We start from the raw sequence: 14,470 nt of genomic DNA on the forward strand, positions 1-14,470 counted from the left end.
TTGAACGGACCACGACCTTTCGGGTGTAAGAAACTCGCGGTTTCCAGCCCTCAAGCGGCGTGAATTAATTTGAGCAAAGACGTGGCCTTCGGCTGCCTTGTCGATGCTCGACTGTGAGCATTATATATGGTCGTGCCGAGCGAATGAAAGACGCATCAGCGGCAATCGCTGTTCGCTGGGCGGCGACAGATTGGAAAAATATGATCGACGACGTCTACAATGCGAAAATTCTGGGTTTTGCCGGAAATATCGCGCGGATCGGCCGGCTCGACCATCCGGACGCGACAGCGCGCGCGCATTCCAAATTATGCGGATCGACCGTGACCGTCGATCTCAAGATGGATGACGGCGTCGTCACCGATTTTGCGCATGACGTGAAAGCCTGCGCGCTCGGCCAGGCGTCGTCCTCGATCATGGCCCAGCATGTCATTGGCGCCAGCGCGGAGGAGTTGCGCGCAGTGCGCGAGACCATGCTGAAGATGCTGAAGGAAAATGGCGCGCCGCCGGAAGGCCGCTTCGCCGATCTCAGATATCTCGAACCGGTGCGCGACTACAAAGCGCGCCATGCCTCGACCATGCTCACCTTCGACGCGGTCGTCGATGCGATCGGCCAGATCGAAAAGAAGCGCGCCGAAGAAGCAGCCTAGATTTCTTTCAGAGAACGCCGGCTCTCGGCAAATTCTGCGCGGATCCAGTCAGCGAAGGCGGCGGCAGGCTCGGACAGATTGCGCAGGCTTTTTGCGACCAGCCAGTAGGCGCCGCAGATGACGTTGGTGTCGAAGGGCTTGATCAAGGCGCCGGATGCCAGTTCCTCCTCGATCAGCAGGAGATCGCCGAGAGCTACGCCATGGCCGAGCATGGCCGCCTGTTTCGACAGCGACGCATCGGCCAGAAGCGGACCGCGTTCCGGCAGTGCATCGCCGGTCACGCCCGCCGCCTCGAACCAGCGCGCCCAGCCCTGGCGGCTTTCCTCATGCAGCAGGGTGTAGCGGCGCAGGTCGGCGGGGCTTCGCAGGGCCGGGCCGGACTTGAAAAGAGCAGGTGACAGGACCGGGGAATCGATGACCGGCGCCAACCGCTCGGCCTCGCTGCGCGGCCATGCGGTGCTGTTGGCGCTGAAGCGCAGAGCGAGTTCGGCCTGGTCGCTGCGGAACTCGATCAGGCGTGCGTCGACCTCGAGGGAAATGTCGATGTCCGGCCGCAGCTCGCGGAACCGGTTGAGTCGTGGCACCAGCCACGAGGCTGCAAGCGAGGGTTCGGCACTGACGCAGACCAGGGACTGGGCCGGTGTGACCACCATTTCCGACAGCATGTTGTCGATATCGCCAAAACTTCTGACGAGCTGATCAAGCAGCCGTCGGCCGGCGTCTGTTAGCTCGACGCGGCGACGATGGCGGAAAAACAGGGGCTGGTGCAGGAAGGTCTCGAGTTCGCGGATCTGGCGGCTGATCGCGGCTTGCGAAACATAGAGTTCCTCGGCCGCACGGCTGAAACTCAGGTGCCTTCCGGCCGCCTCGAAACTCCTCAGTGCCGTCAGGGGAAGGCGTCCGCGCTTCATTCGGGGGTCTTCAGCCTGTCGGCGAGTTTTTGATGCAGTTTGACGATCGGCACGAGTCTAGCTCTTTTTTCCGAGCTTACATCAAGCGCACAAACCGCGCGAAATAGCCCTACGGCCCGCTCAACACAGTAAGCTTGAAGCCGCCGCGGCATAAGCCAGATCGCATAATGATTTCATATAGTTGCATCGTTGTCATGCAGCCGGGCACACTTCAATACGCATAATCTAAAGTTATCCGATGTGGAAATTATACTCGTTTGAAGACGAAGGCCAGCGGCAGTCTAATCGATGCCAAAGGAGATACGGCCATGATCCAGTTCCTGGAGATTTTTGGCGACGTCATGCGGATCGCGACGTTTCAATGGTATGGCGAGAAGCGGCCACAGGCCGGACGCCGCGAACAGGGACCAACCAGTCCCACGCGCTGGGTATCTCCGGCAGATCGGCGCACATTTCACCGGTGAAAGGCAGGACGGCCAGCATCGACAGCCGGCATCACCAAGGGCCAGCATCAACGGGGATTGCGTTCTCTGCTCGAAGTCCACATTTATCCTGGGGCGAAACGCGATACGGAGAATGCGGTGCGCGACCACCATAGGCATGCGCATGCCGCAACACCGGCCCGGCGCGGGCGCAATTGGCCAGGCCCCTGGCGCAAGACGCCGGGCCGCATCCTCGGCACGTCGCTTGTGCGTCTCTACCAGCTGACGCTGTCCGGTTTTGTCGGCAATACCTGCCGCCATCTGCCGACCTGTTCCGAATACGCGCATGAGGCGATCGCCCGCCACGGCCTGTGGGCCGGCGGCTGGATGGGGCTTTTCCGGGTGCTGCGCTGCGGCCCGTTTGGCACGCATGGCATCGATCGCGTGCCGGAGACGCTGGCCGGGCGCTATGTCTGGTTCATGCCGTGGCGGTACTGGCGGATCGGCAAGAAGCGCGGCCAGGTCTGACTGCACCCACGGGCCTCGGCTCCGGCCGGTCTTTACGATCTGGTAGGGTTAACGCAAGCCTGCACAAAGACTGCGAATTTGAGACAAAATCGAGACAAGACGCCTCGCTAAGTCCTCTTCTGCCCACCCGTCAGGAGAGAGATTTTACATGCGCCAGATAGACCGCCTTCCGTTCGTTTTTGCCATCGTTCTGTTCCTGCTGGCGTGGCTGCTTGGGTTCCCGATGCGGGCGCAGTCGGCTCCGCTTGGCGATGTCGAATGCACGCTGATCCAGGATGCGGTAAGCGGCGAAACGCTCTATCGGGACGGCGTCTGCGATCAACGCTTCAGCCCGGCGTCGACATTCAAGGTGCCGCTGGCGCTGATCGGCTACGACGCGGGCATTCTGAACGACGAGCATAAGCCGAGCTGGGACTACAAGCCTGAGTTCAATGCGGTGAAGCGGGACCGGAAGACCGTCGATCCGACGATCTGGGAGCGCGATTCCGTTCTCTGGTATTCCCGCGAAATCACAAGCAGGCTCGGCGGCGAGCGATTTGCCGGCTATGTATCGAAATTCGGCTACGGCAACATGGACGTCTCCGGCAGCGCCGGCGAGAATGATAGCCTGACCCATTCCTGGGTGAATTCCTCGCTCGAAATCTCGCCGGTAGAGCAGACGGCCTTCCTGCGCCGGATACTTGCCGGCAAAATGCCGGTGTCGGCCACGGCGCATCAGATGGCCAAAGCGATCATCCCGAATTTTCGTGCGGGAGGTTGGGTAGTGCAGGGCAAGACCGGCAGCACGAGGCTCGGCAATGGCGGCACGGGCAAACGCTCGCTCGGCTGGTTCGTCGGCTGGGCCGAGAAGGATGGCCGCCGGATCGTCTTTGCGCGGCTGGTGGTTGACGAGAAGCGCACCGACATGCCGAAGGGCCTGGCGACGCGGGCAGGGTTCCTAAATGACCTGCCTGGCCTGATCAAATAGGCGGGCCTCCCGGCTTTACGCCGGCGGCTTCTGCCCCTAAAAGGCTGCCGCCGGACGCATCCGGCATTTCACCACCCGCGCTCGTTTGCGGGACTGGATAGGAGATAACTATGCTGAATTCCGTTTCCCTGACATTTCCCGATGGCTCCGTCCGCGACTATGAAGCGGCGATGACCGGCGCCGGCCTGGCCGAATCGATCTCGAAGTCGCTGGCCAAGAAGGCCGTCGCCTACGCCATCGACGGCGTCGTGCGCGATCTGGCTGATCCGCTTGGCAAGTCCGGGAAGGTCGAGATCATCACCCGCGAGGACCCGCGCGCGCTCGAACTCATCCGCCACGACGCAGCACACGTGCTGGCCGAGGCCGTGCAGGAACTGTGGCCGGGAACGCAGGTGACCATCGGGCCGGTGATCGAGAACGGGTTCTATTACGACTTCGCCCGCAACGAGCCGTTCACGCCCGACGATTTCCCGGTGATCGAGAAGAAGATGCGCGAGATCATCCAGCGCAACAAGCCGTTCACCAAGGAAGTGTGGCCGCGCGAGAAGGCCAAGAAGGTCTTCGCCGACAAGGGCGAGCGCTACAAGCTGGAACTGATCGACGCCATCCCCGAGGACCAGGACCTCAAGATCTACGCGCAGGGCGACTGGTTCGATCTTTGCCGTGGCCCGCACATGGCCTCGACCGGGCAGATCGGCAATGCTTTCAAGCTGATGAAGGTGGCCGGCGCCTATTGGCGCGGCGACAGCAACAACCCGATGCTGACGCGCATCTACGGCACGGCCTGGGCCGACCAGGCGCAGCTCGACGCCTACCAGACGATGCTCGAGGAAGCCGAGAAGCGTGACCACAGGAAGCTCGGCCGTGAAATGGACCTGTTCCATTTCCAGGAGGAAGGCCCCGGTGTCGTCTTCTGGCACGCCAAGGGCTGGAAGATGTTCCAGAACCTGGTCAACTACATGCGCCGCCGCCTCGACGAACAGGGCTACCAGGAGGTCAACGCACCGCAGGTTCTGGACAAGAGCCTGTGGGAGACGTCAGGCCACTGGGGCTGGTATCGCGACGCCATGTTCAAGGTGACTGTCGCCGGCGACGACACCGACGACGACCGGGTGTTCGCGCTCAAGCCGATGAACTGCCCCGGCCATGTGCAGATATTCAAGCATGGGTTGAAATCCTATCGCGATCTGCCCGTAAAGCTTGCGGAATTCGGCAATGTGCATCGCTACGAGCCATCCGGCGCGCTGCATGGGCTGATGCGCGTGCGCGGCTTCACGCAGGACGACGCGCATATCTTCTGCACTGAGGAGCAGCTTGCCTCCGAATGCCTGCGCATCAACGATCTGATCCTGTCGACCTATGCCGATTTCGGCTTCGACGAGATCAGCGTCAAGCTGTCGACGCGGCCGGACAAGCGTGTCGGCACTGACGAGGCCTGGGATCATGCCGAGGCAATCATGGGCGGCGTTCTGGAGACGATCCGGACGCGCTCGGGCAATCGCATCAAGACCTCGATCAATCCGGGCGAGGGCGCCTTCTACGGGCCGAAATTCGAATATGTGCTGAAGGACGCCATCGGTCGCGAATGGCAGTGCGGCACCACGCAGGTCGACTTCAACCTGCCGGAACGTTTTGGCGCCTTCTACATCGGCTCGGATTCGGAAAAGAAGCAGCCTGTCATGGTGCATCGTGCCATCTGCGGTTCGATGGAGCGTTTCCTCGGCATCCTGATCGAGAACTATTCCGGCCATTTCCCGCTGTGGTTCGCGCCGCTGCAGGTGGTGGTGGCGACGATCACCTCCGATGCGGACGATTACGCGATGAAGGTCGTAGGCCAGTTGAAGGCGGTTGGGCTTCTGGCGGAAGCCGATCTGCGCAACGAGAAGATCAACTACAAGGTGCGCGAGCATTCGCTGGCCAAGGTTCCGGTCATCCTCGTCTGCGGCAAGCGCGAGGCGGAGGAGGAGACGGTCAACATCCGCCGGCTCGGCTCGCGCGACCAGGAATCGCTTGGTCTCGCCGAGGCGCTCAAACTGCTTTCCGAAGAAGCGATGACGCCGGATCGCAGGCGCAAGCGCGCTGCCTGATCCACGATGAGATGGCGGTGGAGCGATCCACCGCCATTTTCACATGCCTGTCACGCCAAGCCTGTAACGAGCCTTCCATGCTCAAGCTGAAACTGCGGGAAAGACCGTTTCCCGAGCTTTCCTACGCCAGTCCTCACCAACCGGCGCTGACGCGCTGGTTCATCCATTCGATCGAAGGCCTGTCCGGGCGCGATCATTTTGCCGCACTCTATGATTTCTGGCGCCGGCAGGTGGCGCCGAGCGGCGACCGGGTGTTCAGCCGCATGCTGGAACTGATCGACGTCAAGGTGCGGAGCGCCGATCAATGGCCGCCGGCAAAGCTGCCAGAGACACCGCTGGTGATCGTCGCCAACCATCCGTTCGGCATCGGCGACGGCATTGCCGTGCTGTCGCTGGCCGAGCAACTCGCGCGGCCGTTTCGCGTCATGATCCACAAAGACCTGCTCAAGATCCGCGAGATGGAACCCTATTCGCTGCCGATCGATTTTTCCGAGACCAAGGATGCGCTCAGGAACAACATGGCGGTGCGCCATGAGGCGGTGCGGCTGCTGAAGGAAGGCGTCACCATCGTCGTCTTTCCGGCCGGCGGCGTCGCCACCGCGCCGAAGGGCTTTGGCCGGGCGCGCGACCTGCCGTGGAAGATGTTTCCGGCCCGTCTCGTCCAGGACGCCAGGGCATCGGTCATCCCGATGCATTTCTCCGGCCAGAACGGGCGGCTGTTCCATCTGGTCAGCGGTCCGATGAACATGGCAGAGCGCGATGGGCGTGTGGCGAAATTCGTCGGCAAGGCTTCGCTGACGCTGCGCATTTCTCTGCTCATCCACGAATTCGCGCGGCTGTCCGGCAAGTCGATCGACGTGCGCGTCGGCGACGTTCTGAGCTGGAGCGAACTGGAACCTTTGCGCGACCGCAAGGCTTTGCTAGAGCGCCTCTATCGCGGTGTGTTCGATCTGGCGCCGGCAGCGTCGCGTGGCCGGGTCCATTTCCTGCCGAGGCGCATGCGTAAGGCAGCTTGAGGAACAGGAGCAGAAGCGCTGCTTAGTCCGCGCCTTCCTCGGGATCGATGGCCGAGGCCTCGGTAGCGAGAACCTCGATCTCCTGGTTCTGACCGGCGACCACGGTAAAATCCTTCTGGTAGATGCGGTCGCGGTTCTTGGCGATGATGGTGTAGTCGCCTTCGGCCAGCACCATCGAGGCGAAGGCGCCAACGGTTTCCTTGATCGGATCGCCGGATTCGTTGAGCAGCGACCAGGACGTGTCGGCGATCGCCTCGCCGCCGGTTTCGCGCACCAGCTTCATGGTCATCTCGGCCGCCCGGTGCTCGACGGTGGCCTCGGTCAGCTTGCCGGCCTCGACGCGGATGTCGGAGCGGATCACGGCATTGACCGAGCCATAGTTCGAGACGACATGGTAGGTGCCGGCGTTCAGCCGCACGACGCTGTTCGGTTCGACATCGGGGATGATCAGCGCGTGCTCGCCATTGGCTTCGGTGCGGCTTTCATAGATCGAGAAACGCAGTTTTTTCGGCGGTATGTGCGCCCCGCCCGACAGGACGGCGTCGAGCTTGAGGCCGCCGGCGTCGAGCACCAGGCTTTCGCGCTTGGCCTCCTTGCCGACGGTGATGCGCTTGGTGGCGCCGGCGCGTCCGTAGGAAGCGTGCACCAGATAGCTGCCGGGCTCGAGCTGGAACACGGCGGTGCCGCCATGGGCGGAGGCCACCATCGGCAGCTTGCCGTCGCTCGCGGCTTCAGGCTTGAAGACGCGCCAGACGATACCGCGCGTAATATCGGTGCCTTTGTCGGTCAGCTGCGCCGACAGCGTGATTGCGCCGCCGCTTCCCAGCGCCAGCGACGTCTCGTTCTTGGGTGACGAATAGTTTGCGATTCCGGGAAGTTTGAGGTCGCTGATGCCATCCCTGGTCTGCGCGGAAGCAAGCAAAACCGGCGCCATGAACAGCGCGGCGGCGAACCAGACCAGGAAAAGACGCAAGTTCCCCTCAAACATGCCTTGCGTTGAAGCCCAAGGCGGTGGCAATTTCAAGGCTTAAGAGTCTGATCCGCTCTGCCGGAGGCTCTTCCTTCCGGCGCGCCGCGCCAATGCCCGAGCCGCCCGGATTCCCGATGGCGCGCTTCAGCTCACAGTTCAGGAGACTTGCGCCCATGGCGTCGCCGATCATCGACTTTCTGCTGACTCGAAATTCGGCGCCGATTCCTGAGCTGAAGGAGCCGGCGCCCGGCGATGCCGAGATCGCGACGATGATCGCCGCCGCCGCACGCGTGCCGGACCACGGCCGGCTCGAACCATGGCGCTTCATCCTCTATCGCGGCGAGGCGCGCGTCGAGATCGGCAAGCAGCTGGCGGCACTCGCCGAACAGCGCGAAGGGCCGCTGCCGGAAGGTCGCCGCAACCAGGAATTGGCGCGCTTTTCGCGCGCGCCGCTGGTGATCGGCGTGGTGTCGATCCCTCGGGAGAACCCCAAGATCCCGCAATGGGAAATGTTCCTGTCCGGCGGCATGGCGGCGATGAACCTGATGATCGCGGCCAACGCGCTCGGCTATGGCACCAACATGATCAGCAACTGGTATTCCGACGTGCCGGAGGGCAGGGCGATCCTGGGACTGGCGCCGCAGGAGCGCGTCGTCGGCTTCGTCCATATCGGTTCCTACCAGGGACCGGCGCCGGAGCGGCCGCGACCCGATCCGGCAAAGCTCTATGCCGATTATCAGGGGCCGTGGGCCGGTTAGGGAGAAAATGTTCTACGAGCCGGCGAAAGGGCATGGGCTGCCGCACGATCCGTCCAAGGCGATCGTGGCGCCACGCCCGATCGGCTGGATTTCGACCTTGAACAGGCAAGGCAAGATCAACCTCGCGCCCTATTCTTTCTTCAACGCCTTTTCGACCCGGCCTTTCATCGTCTGGTTCTCGTCCGAAGGCGAGAAGGACAGCGCCAGCTTCGCTCAAGAGACGGGCGAGTTCGTCGCCAATCTGGTCAGCCGCGAACTGGCGGAGAAGATGAACCGCACGGCGGTCGATGCGCCGCGCGGTGTCAGCGAATTCGACTATGCCGATCTCGCCATGGTGCCGTCGCGCCTCGTCGCGCCGCCGCGTGTGGCGGCAGCGCCGGCGGCGCTCGAATGCCGGGTGACGGAAATCCTGCGGCCAAGGGCGCTCGACGGGTCGCAGACCAGCGCCGTCGTTGTCGCCGGCGAAGTCGTCGGCGTGCATATCGACGACGCCTACCTCAAAGACGGCAGGTTCGACATCGTCAGGGCCGGCAATGTCAGCCGCCTCGGCTATATGGACTATTCCAGCATCAGCGACATATTTTCGATGCGGCGGCCGCGCTGGGGGAAGGACTAGCGGATCAGGAGGCATCTTATGATCTCGAAGTTGATCCTGCAGACGTTCGTGTGGTTCGGCGCCATGGGCGCCTTGCTCTTCCTGTCGGCCGGCACGCTGAACTGGCCTGGAGCCTGGCTGTACCTGGTGATGATGGTTGGGCTCAGCCTCACCTTGGGCGTGTCCCTGGCCCGGCGCGATCCCGGCCTGATGAATGAGCGGCTGAGCCCGCCCATTCAGAAGAATCAGACCGCGGCCGACAAGGTCCTGCTGAGCGTGCTTCTGCTGGCCATGCTTGTTTGGCAGGTCCTGATGGGGCTCGACTTCCGCTTCGGCTGGTCGGCGGTTCCCGTATGGGTGCAGGTGGTCGGCACGGCAGTGCTGCTGCTCGGGATCTGGATCTGCTACCGCACGATGCTGGAGAACAGCTTCGCGGCGCCCGTCGTGAAGATCCAGGAAGAACGCGGACAGCACGTCATCACCACCGGCCCATACGGCTACGTCCGCCATCCAATGTATGCCGGCGCCATTCTCTTCTTCGCCGGCGCGGCGCTTCTGCTTGGCTCTTGGTGGGGGCTGGCGTCGGTGCTTGTGTTCGTCGTTCTCCTGGCCATTCGCATATTTATCGAAGAGGGAACGCTGCGGACCGGCCTGCGCGGCTACGACGACTACGCGGAAAATGTCCGCTACAGGCTGATCCCGCTGGTCTGGTAGCGGCTAGACGGAAATCCCCGCCGCCTTGGCGCGCGCCAGAAGCCGCTCGGCCAGCCGCAGATGCGGCCTGTCCACCATCTTGCCGTCGATGCCGACCACGCCGGGATTTCCGGCCGCCGCGAAGGCCTCGACGATCGCCTGGGAGTGTTTCACGGCTTCGGCCGACGGTGTGAAGGCTGCGTTGATCACCGGCACTTGCGCCGGGTGGATCGCCATCTTGCCGGTGAATCCGTCGCGCTCAGCCTCGATGCATTCGGCTTCGAAGGCGCTCATGTCGCGGAAGTTTGGAAAAACCGTATCGATCGCCGCGACCTCGGCGTTGCCGGCAGCAAGGATGGTCATGGTGCGGGCAAGGCGAAAGACATCGGTGTAGCGGCCCCGCTCATCGCGCGCGGCGCGGGCGCCAATGGCTGCCGACAGATCCTCTGCGCCCCAGGTCAGGCCGGCAAGCCGTGCGCTCGCCCCGGCATAGGTCGCGGCCGCCAATACGCCGGCGGCCGTCTCGGTGATGATCGGCAGGATTTTGATTCCGCCATCCGGCAAGCCGTTCTCGGCCTCGTGCACCCTGAGTTTGGCCGAAAGCTGCTGCACATCCTGGCCGCTGTTCGACTTCGGCAGCATGATGCCGTCCGGTTTCGCCGGGACCAGGGCCGCGAGATCATCGTCGGTCAGGCCGGTCGATAGATCGTTGACCCGCACATAGATGGCAGACCTCGTCTGCTGCCTTTGGCTGGCGATGAAGCCCTTCGCAATAGTTCGTGCCGCCGCCTTGTTGGCGGCCGCAACGGAATCTTCTAGGTCGACGATGACCACGTCGGCGCCGGCGCCAAAACCCTTTTCAAGTTTCTTTTCGGAATCGCCTGGAATGAAGAGCAGCGAACGCATCGCTCAGGCCACCTTTTTCATCATCATCGCCTGTCTCGTGCATTTGGCGACGAGAATGTCATCCTGGTTGTAGGCGCGGTGCTCGAACTCGACGATGCCGCGATCCGGCTTGGATTTGGACTCGCGCACTGAAACCACCGTGGTCTCGACGCGAATGGTATCGCCGTGGAAGACCGGATGCGGAAACACGGTTTCCTTCATGCCGAGATTGGCGACGGTGGTGCCGACGGTGATGTCGTTGACCGAGATGCCGATCATCAGCCCCAGCGTGAACAGCGAATTGACCAGCGGTCTGCCCCATTCGCTCTTCGCGGCGAAGTCGAAATCGATATGCAGCGGCTGCGGGTTCAGCGTCATCACCGAAAACAGCATGTTGTCGCTTTCGGTGACTGTCTTGCGCAGCGTGTGCCGGAAGACATGGCCGACGACGAACTCTTCCAGATAAAGCCCGGCCATGGTCGATCTCCTCGTTCCCGTTGCTTGATAGGCGTTGGCCGCTGCTCCATCAAGCCGGTTAAGGAACATGGTGAACGCTTCGTAAACCATTTCAGGCCTACGTTTCCATCGGGGCCAGGCGCGTTCTGGCAAGGGGCGTAAGCAGGCGGCATGGTAGTTTCGCACTTTCTGAAATGGATTGACACGGCGCGGGTCTCCGAGCGCGCCTCCGCAGCCAGTGCGCTGGCCCGCGCCTACATCAATTCCGACCTGCCGTTCGAGGATCGCTGCGCCGCCGAGGCCGCGTTGACGCTGCTGCTCGACGATGCCTCGTCGAAGGTGCGGCTGGCGATTGCCGAAGCGCTGTCGATGAGCCACCACGCGCCGCTGCAGATCATCAGTGCGCTCGCTTCCGACCAGCCGGAAGTGGCCGCCATGGTGCTGGCGCGCTCGCCGCTGCTTACCGACGCGGACCTGATCGACCGGGTTGCCGGCGGCCAGAAGGCGACGCAGAAGCTGATCGCCGACCGGCCTGTCGTGTCGATGTCGCTGGCAGCGGCCATCGCCGAGATCGGCGAGCCGGAGGCCTGCGCCGTGCTGCTCGCCAACAGCGGCGCCGACATCGCCTCGCTCAGCTTTCGCCGCATGGCGGAGCGGCACGGCCACCTCGCACTGGTGCGCGAAGCGCTGATATCGGATGCGCGGCTACCCGCCGACTGCCGCCATATGCTGCTGGTCAAGCTCGGCGAGACGCTCAAGACATCGCCGCTGGTGCTGGCGCTGATGGGCTCCGCCCGTGCCGATCGCGTCATGCGTGATGCCTGCGTCAAGGCTTCCGTGACCTTGATCGAAGGCACGCACGCCGAGGAGCACGCCGCGCTGATCGAACATCTGAGGTTGCGCGGCGACCTCACCGCGAGCTTCATCATCCGCACCATTGCGCATGGCAAGGTCGACTTCTTCGGCTCGGCGCTGGTGGCGCTTGCCCAACAGTCCGAGCAACGGGTGAGGGCGCTGCTCGCCGGCGGGCACGACGTGGCGCTGCAGGCGCTGTTCCGCAGCGCCGGCCTCGCCGCCGCTACCCATGGCATCATCCTGCGCGCGCTGAAGGTCTGGCGCGAGGTTGCCAACGGCAGGCGCGTCGCCGGCGTGCAGGAAGTCAGCTGGCTGATGCTGAAGGAACTCGGCGGTCAGTCCGCCGAAGGCGATCTCGCCGGGCTGGTGAAGTCGATCCATCTCGAGGCCCTGCGTGAAAACGCGCGCGGCCATGCGTTGGCGATCGCAGCCGCCTAGGGTGTGCTGATATTCAGGTGATGCCGGCGTGCAAACGATGACTTCCTGCGCTTCCGGTGCTCACGTACTTTGAGTACGCTCCGCTCCGGTTCTCGGAAGCCATCGTTTTCGACTCGGCCTGACCTGAATCTCAACACACCCTGTGCCGCGCCTAGGCCTTCGCGAAAAAATCCGGAAAGTCCTCGATTGCCGCTGCAATGACGCGCAGCGAGGCTGCGACCTGCAGCATCTCGGCGGCGTCGCTGCGCTCGGCGATGCCTGCCGCATATTGCCTGGCGACGGCGACAGTCGCGGTTTGCGGCTCGCCTGGTCTTCGAAACAGCAGCTCACGTGCCAGACCGCGCAGGAAATTGGTGATTGAAAGCACGGTCTCGGGCGGGATCGCCGCATTTTGCTGGGCAGCACGCAGCCGCAGGATCTCCAACCCGACAGTAACGGTGGCGATGCTGCCACCCAGAACGGCGTCGCCTTGCCTGCCGGTGCGCTGCAACTGCGGCATCAACTGGTTGACCCGGTCGTAGGCAAGGCTTTCGAAGGCCGACCGCCTCGGCACGCGCTCATGCAGGCAAAGCCGCGCCAGATCCTCCCGCATGGCCTGCAGGATGCGGTTGACCGTGACCCAAGGGTCGGCGGGCAGCACGACGATGAAGACGCCGACCGCCAGCAGGATGCCGACCAGGATCGACGCCGAGCCGGCAAAGAACGGGCCGGGGTCGTAGGTCATGGCCTGATGCGGGCTGAGGAAGGCGAAGAAGTTGATGGCGAAGGCGGTCGCCACGCCGACATGGCGCGGATTGGCCATGCCAAGGGCTGCCGGCACCATGATCGGCACGACGAAGACGACGAACCAGCCGAAGCCGGGCAGGGCGGGAAGGGCGATCTGGCCGACGAGAAACGCAAAGGGCAGGGCCAGCAGCGTGCCCTTGAAGAAACCCCAGGCCGAGTCGACGGGATCTGGGCGGGCGGCGAACAGGCTGGAGACGACGGCGACGAGAATGACCGTGCCCGCCGCTTCCGACCATTTCGTCGTCAGCCAGAAGGCCGCGACCAGCAGCGTGGCAAGGGCGGCGCGCACGGCATTGCGCCATGCCGCATGATAGTCGCGGTGCACGACCAACGCCGGCTGCCGCCGGTCGCGGGAGGGGCGGGAAACGGGCGAGCGGAGCGCGTCCAGGCCGCGCAACACTTGCTTCAACGCTTCGGCGAAATCGGCGGCGATGGTGAGGCGGGTGATGGTGCCGATCTTGTCGCCGTCCTGCCCGGCCGGCATTTCCGGTATCCGCCGCGCTCTGGCGGCGATCGCGTCGAGCCGGGCGACCCACGGTCCGGTGTCCTCCAGCGCGCCTGGCTTCGCTGCCAACTCGCCAACAAGGGCCTGCAACTCGCTGCGCACCGGGATCAGCGCCGCGTTCTTCGGCGCGGCGTGAGAATGCAGCGCGCGTGCCGCCGACAGCGCCCACAGAAGCTGTCCGATCGTGCGCCTGACCGGGTGGGCGCGGGTGGCGAAGCTTGGCGCCTCGAGCCTGGCGTAGGTGCGCATTTCGGCGAGCGTCTGGGCGTCAGCGATCAGCTTGCGTTGCAGCCCGGCAAGGATCGCAGGATCGCCGCCGGAAAAGGCGCCGCCGGCATAGGTGGCAAGATCGAGAATGCTGCGCTTCAGCCTGGAGATGATGGCGTCGGCGGCCAGTTTCGGCAGGATCAGCCGGCTGGTCACGCCGGCGCAGACAATGCCGAGCACGATTTCGGCACAGCGCGCGACGGCGAGATCGACGACGAGGTGTGGCTGCCCGAAAGCAGGCAGGCCGATAATCATCGCGGTGTAGCCGGCAAGGGCCGCGCCATAGGCCTCCGGGTTGCGCAGCAGCGACGAGACTAGCGTGCAGAGCCCGATCCACACCGCGAGCGCGGTGACGAGCATCCAGGGATTGCTGCCGAACAGGGAAGTGACGCCGATCGCCGCCAGGCCGCCGGCCAGCGTGCCGAGCAGCCGGTAAAAACCTTTCGCCAACACCATGCCGGCGACCGGCTGGGCGACGATGAACACCGTCATCATCGCCCATTGCGGATGGTCGAGCTTGAGAGCGTAGGCGGCGAGAAGCGCGATCAGCCCGGCCGAAACGGTGCGTAGGGCGAAAATCCAGTCCGAGCGGGTCGGTCGTGTCATTTCCGCGAATGTCGTACCGAAGTAATCGTTCAGCCGCGTCCAGGTCACATGCTCGTCTCCTAGAACGGCAAGCTAGAA

General features: G+C 63.6%; 16 protein-coding genes. 10 read left to right on the forward strand and 6 right to left on the reverse strand.

What is annotated here, in order from left to right; all coding sequences use genetic code 11:
• Nucleotides 1-200 precede the first annotated feature (200 nt).
• On the forward strand, nt 201-647 hold the full coding sequence (locus ACFX5Q_RS23770; RefSeq protein ID WP_404281945.1) for an iron-sulfur cluster assembly scaffold protein: 447 nt from the start codon (nt 201-203) through the stop codon (nt 645-647).
• Here ACFX5Q_RS23770 and ACFX5Q_RS23775 read toward each other — a convergent pair.
• Nucleotides 644-1,558: a LysR substrate-binding domain-containing protein gene (locus ACFX5Q_RS23775; RefSeq protein WP_404281947.1), complete on the reverse strand. Its 915-nt coding sequence runs from the start codon at nt 1,556-1,558 to the stop codon at nt 644-646. The two genes, ACFX5Q_RS23770 and ACFX5Q_RS23775, sit on opposite strands and share 4 nt — an antisense overlap.
• Before the next feature lie 308 nt (nt 1,559-1,866).
• Here ACFX5Q_RS23775 and ACFX5Q_RS23780 point away from each other — a divergent pair, with 308 nt between their 5' ends.
• The 5 genes from ACFX5Q_RS23780 to ACFX5Q_RS23800 all read left to right on the forward strand — a co-directional run bounded on the left by ACFX5Q_RS23780 (nt 1,867) and on the right by ACFX5Q_RS23800 (nt 6,578).
• Nucleotides 1,867-2,022: a hypothetical protein gene (locus tag ACFX5Q_RS23780; RefSeq protein WP_100084769.1), complete on the forward strand. Its 156-nt coding sequence runs from the start codon at nt 1,867-1,869 to the stop codon at nt 2,020-2,022.
• 117 nt (nt 2,023-2,139) lie between these two features.
• Entirely contained in the window at nt 2,140-2,508 is a 369-nt protein-coding gene (gene yidD / locus ACFX5Q_RS23785; protein ID WP_404281949.1) for a membrane protein insertion efficiency factor YidD, read from the forward strand.
• 148 nt (nt 2,509-2,656) lie between these two features.
• The gene (gene blaOXA, locus ACFX5Q_RS23790; RefSeq protein WP_404281951.1) at nt 2,657-3,475 is read left to right on the forward strand and encodes a class D beta-lactamase; all 819 of its coding nucleotides are present in this window, start codon (nt 2,657-2,659) and stop codon (nt 3,473-3,475) included.
• Between the two features lie 110 nt (nt 3,476-3,585).
• The gene (gene thrS / locus ACFX5Q_RS23795) at nt 3,586-5,562 is read left to right on the forward strand and encodes a threonine--tRNA ligase (RefSeq protein ID WP_404281953.1); all 1,977 of its coding nucleotides are present in this window, start codon (nt 3,586-3,588) and stop codon (nt 5,560-5,562) included.
• A gap of 77 nt (nt 5,563-5,639) precedes the next feature.
• Entirely contained in the window at nt 5,640-6,578 is a 939-nt protein-coding gene (locus ACFX5Q_RS23800; protein WP_404281955.1) for a lysophospholipid acyltransferase family protein, read from the forward strand.
• A gap of 22 nt (nt 6,579-6,600) precedes the next feature.
• Here the strand turns inward: ACFX5Q_RS23800 and ACFX5Q_RS23805 are convergent, their stop codons facing one another.
• Nucleotides 6,601-7,566 (reverse strand): hypothetical protein, encoded by a 966-nt coding sequence (locus ACFX5Q_RS23805; protein ID WP_404281957.1) that lies wholly within the window; start codon nt 7,564-7,566, stop codon nt 6,601-6,603.
• Complete coding sequence (locus ACFX5Q_RS23810) at nt 7,559-7,738, reverse strand: hypothetical protein (RefSeq protein ID WP_192177645.1); 180 nt, start codon at nt 7,736-7,738, stop codon at nt 7,559-7,561. Before ACFX5Q_RS23810 ends, ACFX5Q_RS23805 begins: the two co-directional genes overlap by 8 nt.
• On the opposite strand from ACFX5Q_RS23810, the gene ACFX5Q_RS23815 reads away from it, so the two are divergent.
• From ACFX5Q_RS23815 to ACFX5Q_RS23825, 3 genes are read left to right on the forward strand one after another with little or no spacing between them, the layout of a single operon-like run.
• Entirely contained in the window at nt 7,722-8,306 is a 585-nt protein-coding gene (locus tag ACFX5Q_RS23815; protein ID WP_192177644.1) for a nitroreductase, read from the forward strand. The two genes, ACFX5Q_RS23810 and ACFX5Q_RS23815, sit on opposite strands and share 17 nt — an antisense overlap.
• A gap of 7 nt (nt 8,307-8,313) precedes the next feature.
• Complete coding sequence (locus tag ACFX5Q_RS23820) at nt 8,314-8,922, forward strand: flavin reductase family protein (protein WP_404281960.1); 609 nt, start codon at nt 8,314-8,316, stop codon at nt 8,920-8,922.
• Between the two features lie 18 nt (nt 8,923-8,940).
• A complete protein-coding gene (locus tag ACFX5Q_RS23825; RefSeq protein WP_404281962.1) occupies nt 8,941-9,615 on the forward strand; it encodes a methyltransferase family protein in 675 nt (224 codons plus the stop codon).
• 3 nt (nt 9,616-9,618) lie between these two features.
• Here the strand turns inward: ACFX5Q_RS23825 and ACFX5Q_RS23830 are convergent, their stop codons facing one another.
• Entirely contained in the window at nt 9,619-10,500 is an 882-nt protein-coding gene (locus ACFX5Q_RS23830) for an HpcH/HpaI aldolase/citrate lyase family protein (protein ID WP_404281964.1), read from the reverse strand.
• A 3-nt stretch (nt 10,501-10,503) separates the two neighbouring features.
• Nucleotides 10,504-10,956 (reverse strand): MaoC family dehydratase, encoded by a 453-nt coding sequence (locus ACFX5Q_RS23835; RefSeq protein WP_404281966.1) that lies wholly within the window; start codon nt 10,954-10,956, stop codon nt 10,504-10,506.
• Nucleotides 10,957-11,106: 150 nt separating this feature from the next.
• On the opposite strand from ACFX5Q_RS23835, the gene ACFX5Q_RS23840 reads away from it, so the two are divergent.
• Nucleotides 11,107-12,228 (forward strand): DUF2336 domain-containing protein, encoded by a 1,122-nt coding sequence (locus ACFX5Q_RS23840; RefSeq protein WP_404281968.1) that lies wholly within the window; start codon nt 11,107-11,109, stop codon nt 12,226-12,228.
• A 151-nt stretch (nt 12,229-12,379) separates the two neighbouring features.
• On the opposite strand, the gene ACFX5Q_RS23845 is transcribed toward ACFX5Q_RS23840, so the two are convergent.
• The gene (locus ACFX5Q_RS23845) at nt 12,380-14,440 is read right to left on the reverse strand and encodes an FUSC family protein (RefSeq protein WP_404281970.1); all 2,061 of its coding nucleotides are present in this window, start codon (nt 14,438-14,440) and stop codon (nt 12,380-12,382) included.
• Between the last annotated feature and the right edge of the window lie 30 nt (nt 14,441-14,470).

The organism is Mesorhizobium sp. IMUNJ 23033, assembly GCF_044778005.1.
Lineage (GTDB): Bacteria > Pseudomonadota > Alphaproteobacteria > Rhizobiales > Rhizobiaceae > Mesorhizobium > Mesorhizobium amorphae_A.

What these genes read in the sequence shown, in the direction of transcription:
- ACFX5Q_RS23840 (WP_404281968.1), top strand. Translation starts at nt 11,107, where the DNA reads ATGGTAGTTTCGCACTTTCTGAAATGGATTGACACGGCGCGGGTCTCC.
- ACFX5Q_RS23820 (WP_404281960.1), top strand. Translation starts at nt 8,314, where the DNA reads ATGTTCTACGAGCCGGCGAAAGGGCATGGGCTGCCGCACGATCCGTCC.
- blaOXA (WP_404281951.1), top strand. Translation starts at nt 2,657, where the DNA reads ATGCGCCAGATAGACCGCCTTCCGTTCGTTTTTGCCATCGTTCTGTTC.
- ACFX5Q_RS23825 (WP_404281962.1), top strand. Translation starts at nt 8,941, where the DNA reads ATGATCTCGAAGTTGATCCTGCAGACGTTCGTGTGGTTCGGCGCCATG.
- ACFX5Q_RS23815 (WP_192177644.1), top strand. Translation starts at nt 7,722, where the DNA reads ATGGCGTCGCCGATCATCGACTTTCTGCTGACTCGAAATTCGGCGCCG.
- ACFX5Q_RS23810 (WP_192177645.1), bottom strand. Translation starts at nt 7,738, where the DNA reads ATGATCGGCGACGCCATGGGCGCAAGTCTCCTGAACTGTGAGCTGAAG.
- ACFX5Q_RS23770 (WP_404281945.1), top strand. Translation starts at nt 201, where the DNA reads ATGATCGACGACGTCTACAATGCGAAAATTCTGGGTTTTGCCGGAAAT.
- ACFX5Q_RS23830 (WP_404281964.1), bottom strand. Translation starts at nt 10,500, where the DNA reads ATGCGTTCGCTGCTCTTCATTCCAGGCGATTCCGAAAAGAAACTTGAA.
- ACFX5Q_RS23805 (WP_404281957.1), bottom strand. Translation starts at nt 7,566, where the DNA reads ATGTTTGAGGGGAACTTGCGTCTTTTCCTGGTCTGGTTCGCCGCCGCG.
- ACFX5Q_RS23775 (WP_404281947.1), bottom strand. Translation starts at nt 1,558, where the DNA reads ATGAAGCGCGGACGCCTTCCCCTGACGGCACTGAGGAGTTTCGAGGCG.
- thrS (WP_404281953.1), top strand. Translation starts at nt 3,586, where the DNA reads ATGCTGAATTCCGTTTCCCTGACATTTCCCGATGGCTCCGTCCGCGAC.
- ACFX5Q_RS23800 (WP_404281955.1), top strand. Translation starts at nt 5,640, where the DNA reads ATGCTCAAGCTGAAACTGCGGGAAAGACCGTTTCCCGAGCTTTCCTAC.
- ACFX5Q_RS23835 (WP_404281966.1), bottom strand. Translation starts at nt 10,956, where the DNA reads ATGGCCGGGCTTTATCTGGAAGAGTTCGTCGTCGGCCATGTCTTCCGG.
- ACFX5Q_RS23780 (WP_100084769.1), top strand. Translation starts at nt 1,867, where the DNA reads ATGATCCAGTTCCTGGAGATTTTTGGCGACGTCATGCGGATCGCGACG.